General features: G+C 66.3%; 8 protein-coding genes and 1 pseudogene. 8 read left to right on the forward strand and 1 reads right to left on the reverse strand.

Annotated features, from left to right (window positions below):
- The 7 genes from ACOJSJ_RS08970 to ACOJSJ_RS09000 all read left to right on the forward strand — a co-directional run.
- Positions 1 to 239 (forward strand): hypothetical protein (locus ACOJSJ_RS08970; RefSeq protein ID WP_420144639.1); only part of this gene is annotated, 239 nt, incomplete at its 5' end.
- A 97-nt stretch (positions 240 to 336) separates the two neighbouring features.
- The gene (locus ACOJSJ_RS08975) at positions 337 to 1,011 is read left to right on the forward strand and encodes a DUF4129 domain-containing protein (RefSeq protein WP_420144640.1); all 675 of its coding nucleotides are present in this window, start codon (positions 337 to 339) and stop codon (positions 1,009 to 1,011) included.
- Positions 1,008 to 2,249, forward strand: coding sequence for a hypothetical protein (locus tag ACOJSJ_RS08980; RefSeq protein ID WP_420144641.1), 1,242 nt, complete (start codon positions 1,008 to 1,010; stop codon positions 2,247 to 2,249). Before ACOJSJ_RS08975 ends, ACOJSJ_RS08980 begins: the two co-directional genes overlap by 4 nt.
- Positions 2,246 to 3,202, forward strand: coding sequence for an AAA family ATPase (locus ACOJSJ_RS08985; RefSeq protein WP_420144642.1), 957 nt, complete (start codon positions 2,246 to 2,248; stop codon positions 3,200 to 3,202). Before ACOJSJ_RS08980 ends, ACOJSJ_RS08985 begins: the two co-directional genes overlap by 4 nt.
- A 10-nt stretch (positions 3,203 to 3,212) precedes the next feature.
- Entirely contained in the window at positions 3,213 to 4,541 is a 1,329-nt protein-coding gene (locus ACOJSJ_RS08990; RefSeq protein WP_420144643.1) for a DUF58 domain-containing protein, read from the forward strand.
- Positions 4,538 to 5,575: a stage II sporulation protein M gene (locus ACOJSJ_RS08995; RefSeq protein WP_420144644.1), complete on the forward strand. Its 1,038-nt coding sequence runs from the start codon at positions 4,538 to 4,540 to the stop codon at positions 5,573 to 5,575. Before ACOJSJ_RS08990 ends, ACOJSJ_RS08995 begins: the two co-directional genes overlap by 4 nt.
- The gene (locus tag ACOJSJ_RS09000; RefSeq protein WP_420144646.1) at positions 5,559 to 6,437 is read left to right on the forward strand and encodes an RDD family protein; all 879 of its coding nucleotides are present in this window, start codon (positions 5,559 to 5,561) and stop codon (positions 6,435 to 6,437) included. The genes ACOJSJ_RS08995 and ACOJSJ_RS09000 overlap by 17 nt, the downstream gene beginning before the upstream one ends.
- On the opposite strand, the gene pgeF is transcribed toward ACOJSJ_RS09000, so the two are convergent.
- Entirely contained in the window at positions 6,438 to 7,199 is a 762-nt protein-coding gene (gene pgeF / locus ACOJSJ_RS09005) for a peptidoglycan editing factor PgeF (RefSeq protein WP_420144645.1), read from the reverse strand.
- Between the two features lie 163 nt (positions 7,200 to 7,362).
- Between pgeF and ACOJSJ_RS09010 the strand changes: the two are divergent.
- Positions 7,363 to 7,544, forward strand: a pseudogene (locus ACOJSJ_RS09010) (amino acid permease); the annotation flags it as partial.

Genomic DNA, 7,544 nt, shown 5'->3' on the forward strand with positions numbered 1-7,544 from the left:
ACGGTCAGAACCGTGGTGGTTCGGGTTCTCTTCTGGGACTCGAACCGCCAATCGCCTCCGGCATTGAAAAAGCGGGACAAAATTCGAGCGACCTCACCGACCTCGATATCCAGCCCTGCTACGCTCCTCTTCTGGGCACCATTTTTCGGCAGGTCCGAAAAAATAAAAAAGCGGCTGGAAACAGCCGCTTTTTTATTGCGCTGCGCAGGTCCGCATGTGGACGCGGACGATTCATCTAACCGGCTTTGTCCTGCTTTGAATGGCTTGCGCCATTGCCATCAGGCGTTAGGGTCAGCGCCGACCGTTTGAGGGGCGCGGATGGCCGGATCAGCATCAATGTCGGACGATGGGCTGGCTGCTGCGCATCATGCGTTGCGGACGGCCGGCGACATCCAGTTCGACATGATGCCTGCCCCCGGACGCCAGCCGCCGCCTGCATGGCTCAAGGCGTTGGGCGAATGGCTGGAAAAGGCGCTGGCGCCGCTCGGCAGTTTTATCAACTGGATCGGCAGTTTCATGCCACAGGTGCCCTACGCCCGCATCATCCTGTGGGTGATGATCGCGGTGCTGGTGATGTTCATCCTGTGGATCGTGATCGACCGGGTGCGCCATGGCGCATGGCGGCTGCCGCACTGGCGTCGCCGCACGGTTCTGTCGACGCAGGCGGCGGAGGATGACTGGACGCCCGATGCCGCGCCCGCCCGCGCCTGGCTGGAGGAAGCGGACGCATTGGCCGGGCAGGGCCGTTATGCCGAAGCGGTCCATCATCTTTTGCTGCGCAGCGTGGAGGATATGGCGCGGCGTCGCCCGCTGATCGTCCGTCCCGCGCTCACCAGCCGGGATCTGGCCCGCGCCGATGGCATTCCGTCTGCCCCGCGCCGCCTTTTCGCGGAAATCGCCGCCGCCGTCGAACGCAGCCTGTTTGGCGGCCGCCCGATCGATGCGGATGAATGGGGCCGTTGCCGCCACGCCTATACCGACTTCGCGCAGACGCGGAACTGGGCGGCATGAGCGACATCGGCAATGGCGCTGGTCCGGCAGCGGCCACCCTGTTCCGCGCCCGTACCGTGGGACTGATGCTGGCCATCGGCATCGCCGGTTTCATCGGCATGCTCGTGCTGGGCGCCTATGCGCCGGATCTGCGGTCGGGGCGCAATGGCGGCGCGCACGCCTTGTCGAATGCCGTCACCGGCTATGCGGCGCTTGTGAAACTGGCCGAAGCGACCGGCCGCCATCCGCGCATCACGCGCAGCAAGGATGCGTTCGAAACCGAAGACCTGCTGGTCGTCACGCCCGAAAGTGCTGCGACGGACATCAGTCTGGCGCTCAAAGGGCGATCCACCCGGCCGACGCTGTTCATCCTGCCCAAATGGCGAACCGTGCCCGATGAAAAACATAGCGGCTGGGCGCGCTATCAGGGGCTGCTGCCGCTCTACGATCCGATCGGCGTCCTTGCCCCCGGCATCCGCTTCACCATGCGCCAGTATCGCAGCGGCGGCGGCCCGTTGACCTCCCATGGCGCACCCGGTCGGTTTTTCGCGCCGCGCCCGATTCAGGTCATCACCGGCATCGATCCGCATGATGATCAGCAATATGACGAATGGAGCGATCTTCATCCGATCCTGACGGACGGGCGGGGTGGCATGGTGCTGGCGCAGATCGGCGAAGGGCCGCTCTACGTGCTGGCCGATCCCGACCTGCTCAACAATCGCGGGATGAAGGAAGCGGGGCAGGCGCGCGCCGCGCTGGAACTGCTCGACTGGCTCAACAGCACCGATGCGGACGGGATCGCTTTCGATGTATCGATGAACGGTTTCGGCCATTCGCGCAGCCCCCTCAAATTGCTGTTCGAACCGCCCTTTCTGGCGATGACGCTGGCGATTGCAGCGACCTTGCTGCTTGCGGGCGTTCACGCATTCGGTCGTTTCGGCCCGCCGCGTGCGCGGACGCGCGCGGTGGCGTTCGGCAAGACCGCGCTGGTGGACAACAGCGCGCTGCTGATTCGCAAGGCCGGACGGGAAGCGCGCCTTGGCGGCCGTTACGCCGCCGCTATTCGTGACCGGGCGGCACGGGCCTTTGGCGCGCCCGCGCGGCTGCGCGATGCGGCGCTCGACGATTATCTCGACAGTATGAAGGGGGCGCATCGCTTCACCGACCTAGCGCAGGCGGCGGAGGCGGCAACCGACCGGCGCGATCTGCTCGAGGCAGCGCAGGCGCTCCATGATTGGCAGAAGGACAGACACAGATGAACGTGACCGACGTACAGGCGCTGGCCGCCAGCATCCGGCAGGAAGTCGCCCGCGCCGTCGTGGGGCAGGAAACGACCGTGGACCTGATGCTGGTCGCGCTGTTTTCGGGCGGCCATATCCTGCTGGAAGGGCCGCCGGGCACGGCCAAGACGCTGATCGCGCACAGCTTCGCCCGCGCGCTGGGCCTCGACTTCGGGCGCATCCAGTTCACGCCGGACCTGATGCCCGGCGACATCATCGGCGCCAATCTGTTCAATTTCCAGACCAGCCAGTTCACGCTGACGCGGGGACCGATCTTTACCGAACTGCTGCTGGCCGACGAAATCAACCGCACCCCGCCCAAGACGCAGGCCGCCCTGCTGGAAGCGATGCAGGAACGCACCGTCACCATCGACGGCGAAAGTCTGGCCTTGAGCGACCGTTTCATGGTCGTCGCGACTCAGAACCCGATCGAACAGCAGGGCGTCTACCCCCTGCCTGAAGCGCAGCTCGACCGCTTCCTGTTCAAACAGAGCGTCGATTACCCCAGCGCCGCCGAAGAACGGCGCATCGTCGCCACCCATGGCGCACGGACCCATGCGATGACGCCGGAGGCATGGGGCGTGACCCCGGTCGCCGACGCCGCCCGCATTGCAGAAGCGATTGCGGTGGTGAACGGCGTGCGGCTGGTCGACGAAGTGGTGGATTATATCCTCGCCCTCATCCGCGGCACCCGCGACGTCGCCGATCTGGAAAGCGGCGCGTCACCGCGCGCCGGGGCGATGCTGGCCGGGGCGGCAAGGGCGCGGGCGGCGCTCGACGGACGTGATTTTGTCATCCCCGACGATGTGAAGGCACTGGCCCCGGCGCTGCTGCGTCACCGCCTGATCCTGTCGCCTGCCGCCGAAATCGACGGCCGTCGGATAGAGGATGTGGTGATCGGCATCATCGACGCCATAGAGGCGCCGCGCTGACCTCGTGCGCATGATCTACCCCACCCGCAGCGCGATCTTCGCGGCGGCGGCCGGCGTGCCGGTGACGCTGCTGGTCGCGCTGATGCTGCCGGGGCGCTGGTATGCCGCGCTGGCATGGCCGCTGGCCGTGCTGCTCGCCTGCATTGCCGATGCGCTGGGCGCGGCCGGGGCCGGCGTTGGAGGAGGGGCCGGGCCGGGGCAGGCGCGCCTGCAACTCACCTTGCCCAAAACGGCCAGCGTTGGTGCGGATGTGGAGGGCAGGGCGACGATTACCATCCCCGGCGCGACCCGCGCGCAACTGACGTTTGATGCAGGGCCGCTCCTCGAATGGCAGGAGGATGGCGTCTGGCTGGACCTTCCGCAGGGCAGGGGCGTCGCTGCCATTGCGCTGCGCACCACCCGTCGCGGCACCGCGCGCGTCACGCACGGATGGCTGCGCTGGAAGGGGGCGCTCGGCCTCGTCTGGAAACAGGCCATGCTGCCGCTCGACGCCAGCATGGCGATCCTGCCCGACATCCGTCCCGTGCAGGACCGGGGCGCGCAGATTTTTCAGCGGCACGCGCTGCAGGGGCTGATGGCGCAGGTGGATCGCGGTGACGGCGCGGATTTCGACGCGCTGGTGGAATTTCGTTCCGGCATGGATCGGCGCGCCATCGACTGGAAGCAGTCCGCCCGGCACCTGAAACTCCATGCCAAGGAATATCGGTCCGAACGCAATAACCAGATCGTCTTCGCCATCGACGCCGGTCGTCAGATGAGCGAGCCGGTGGCGGGTCTCAGCCGCCTCGACCGCACCGTGTCGGCGATGCTGCTGACCGCCTGGGTCGCGCTCAAACTGGGGGATCGCGTTGCGCTCAACGCTTTCGATTCGCGCCCGCGCATCGCCAGCGGTCTGGTGTCGGGCGCGGCGGCCTTTGGCGAATTGCAGCGGCTCGCCGCGCGGATCGACTATAGCGGCGATGAAACCAACTATACCCATGTCCTCACCACGCTGGCGGCCCGCCTGACCCGCCGGTCGATGATCGTGCTGTTTACAGAATTTACCGACCTTACCTCCGCTGAATTTCTGGTCCGCGCTGCCGCCCGGCTGGTGGAAACGCATCTGCTGCTGGTCGTGGTGCTGCGTGACGAGGAACTGGAATCCATCCTTGATCGCCGCCCTGTCAGCGCGGACGATGTCACCCGCGCTGTCACCGCCGCGGCGTTACTGCGCGACCGGCTCATGGTCCTCACCCGCCTGCGCCATCTGGGCGCGCATGTGATAGAGGCGGAACATGATCGCGTCGCCGACCGGCTGGTGCAGGCCTATGTCGACCTCAAACGGAGGAACCTGTTGTGAGCGCGCTCGCCCATGGCGCGACCGCCGCGCCTCTCGTCAATGCCAGCCGTTTTCGCGCCGCGCATGAAGCGGAATGGGACCGGCTGGACCAGCTGGTCACCCGCATGGAAAAACGCTCCGTCCGTGCGCTGTCGGACGATGACATTCTGGCCTTGCCGCTGTTGTACCGCTCGGCCCTGTCTTCCCTGTCGGTGGCGCGGGAAACCTCGCTGGATCGGGCACTCGTCACCTATCTGGAACAGCTGTGCACCCGCGCCTATTTCCAGCTTTACGGCGTACCGGACACCGCCACCCGCCAGATCGGCCGTTTCCTCACCCGCGACTGGCCTTTGGCGGTTCAGGGCCTCTGGCGCGAAACGCTGATCTGCCTCATCCTTACGCTGGTGGGTGTGCTGGCGGGCTGGTGGCTGGTGGCCAGCGATCCCAGCTGGTATTACAGCATCATTCCCGATGCTATGGCGGGCGGCCGCGATCCCTCCGCCAGCACGGACACGCTGCGCGCCACCATTTACGGCGGCAACCCAAATGCCAGTGGGCTTGCGACCTTCGCCGCCTATCTATTCACCCATAATAGTCAGGTGGCGATCTTCGCCTTTGCGCTGGGTTTCGCCCTCACCGTGCCCACCGTGCTTCTGCTGCTCTATAACGGTCTCAGCCTCGGCGCGATGCTGTGCCTGTTCGCGCAAAAGGGGCTGGGCCTGAATTTTCTCGGCTGGCTCACCATCCATGGGTCGACCGAAATGTTCGCCGTCATTCTGGCGGGTGCGGCGGGGTTGCGGATCGGCACGGCGGTCGCCTTCCCCGGCCGCGACGCCCGCACCGAAGCCGCCGTCATCGCCGGGCGCAGCGCCGCCACCGCCATGGCGGGCGTTGTGCTGATGCTACTGGTCGCGGGACTGCTGGAAGGGATCGGGCGGCAGACGGTGCAGGATGATGCGACCCGCTACGGCATAGGTCTTGCGGCGCTGGCGGGCTGGCTCTGCTATTATTATCTGCCGCGCGGGCGGGGGGACGATGATGCGCTGGCGGCGTAACCGCCCGGCAAAGGCGCCCGCATCCCTGCGGCGCAGCTTCGTCACGCCCGAAGGCGTAGACCTGCGCCTCGAACTGGCCAGCGCGGGGTCGCGCGCCGGGGCTTTCCTGCTCGACATGCTGATCCAGATGCTCAGCCTGATCGCCATCACGGTCGGCGTCGCCATGCTGGGCATTGCGCAGGTGGGGGCGGAAATCTTCCTCATCCTCTGGCTGATCGGTGCCTTCGTGTTGCGCAACGGCTGGTTCATGCTGTTCGAAATGGGCGGTCGTGGCGCCACGCCGGGCAAGCGTCTGCTGGGCCTGCGCGTTGTTGCGCGCGATGGCGGGCGGCTGACCGGCGGGGCGGTGATCGCCCGCAATGCGCTGCGCGAAATCGAAATCTTCCTGCCGCTCTCCTTCCTCGGCATGCAGGCGTCGGATGGCGCGGCGGACGGCTTCCTGTCGCTCTTCGCCTTTTGCTGGACCGGCGTCTTTCTCTTCTTCCCGCTTTTCAACCGCGACCGGCTGCGCGTGGGGGATCTGCTGGCGGGCACATGGGTGGTGAACACGGTGCGGGGAAAGCTCGGCACGGATCTGGTCGCGGTGCGTGCGGAGCGGCCCGCGCGCAGTTTCAGCGATGCTGCGCTCGACCTCTACGGCATCTACGAACTGCAAACGCTGGAACATGTCCTGCGCAATGGGCAGGACGACGCGATCGTCACCGTGGCCGCGACCATCCGGCGCAAGGCCGGACTGCCCGACGACGGCGACGATTATGGTTTCCTGTCGGATTATTATGCCGCGCTTTGCGCCCGGCTGGAACGCGGCATGATGGTGGGCCGCCGCCGCGAGGATAAGCATGCGGCGACCGGTCGGCGCTGATCAGGCGGGTAGGGCAATCATGGAAATCTGCCGCCCATAATCGGATTCGTCGCGGTGGCAGGACCGGCGAAAGCTGTAGAATCGCTCCGGCTGGCTATAGGTGTCCTCGTCCAGCATCGCGATCTGCCGAATGCCCGCGCCCGCCAGCCGCGCCGCGACATAGGCGGCGATGTCGAATTGCTGATGCCCCGGCCGGCCCGGTGTAAAGAATCGCTCATTGGCCGCATCCTCCTGCGCGAATCGCGCGGCGAAATCGTCGCCCACTTCATAGGATGCCCGGCCGATGCACGGCCCGATGGCGCAGGCGATTCGCGCAGGCTCCGCGCCCAGTGCGACCATCGCCGCAATCGTCCGGTCGGTGACGCCGCCGATGGCGCCCTTCCACCCCGCATGGGCCGCGCCCACCACGCCCGCCCGCGCATCGGCGAACAGCACCGGCACGCAATCGGCGGTCAATATGCCCAGCACCATGCCCGGCCGATTCGTAACCATCGCGTCGGCGGCGGGGCGATCACCCTCGGCAATCGGGTCGGTCACCGTCACCACATCGGGCGAATGCACCTGCCGCACGGTCACCAGCGTCGCGCCGGGCATCAGCGCGTCGCGCGCCAGATCGCGGTTTTTCAGCACCGCATCGCGCTCATCCTCCGATCCCAGCCCCACATTCAGCCCGGCATGAATGCCGGTGGATGTGCCGCCGCGCCGCCCCGCAAAGCCATGAGGCACCGCTTCCAGCCCCTTGGCGCGCAGCAATTCGATCATCAGGTCAGCTCCATGTAAGTTCGTTACGCTACTGGGCGAGAATGTCGCAGTAACGCAACATACTTGCGCGTGACGGATTAGGCGATAGTCTCTCGTCTAACAGCTCAAGGGGGGCGGCTTTACGCTGTCCGGGCAAAACACAATATGCGAAGGGCATCCATTCATGATTTTCGGGCGCGTTAAGCCTCTCGACGCCATTTTGGCGACGGCGGAGAAGAAATCGCTGCACCGGTCGCTGGGCGCGTTCCAGCTGACCATGCTGGGCATCGGTGCGGTCATCGGCACCGGCATCTTCGTCCTGACGGCGGAGGCCGCGCAAAAGGCCGGGCCGGGCATGATGCTTTC

Source organism: Sphingobium sp. (assembly GCF_048594625.1).
GTDB lineage: Bacteria > Pseudomonadota > Alphaproteobacteria > Sphingomonadales > Sphingomonadaceae > Sphingobium.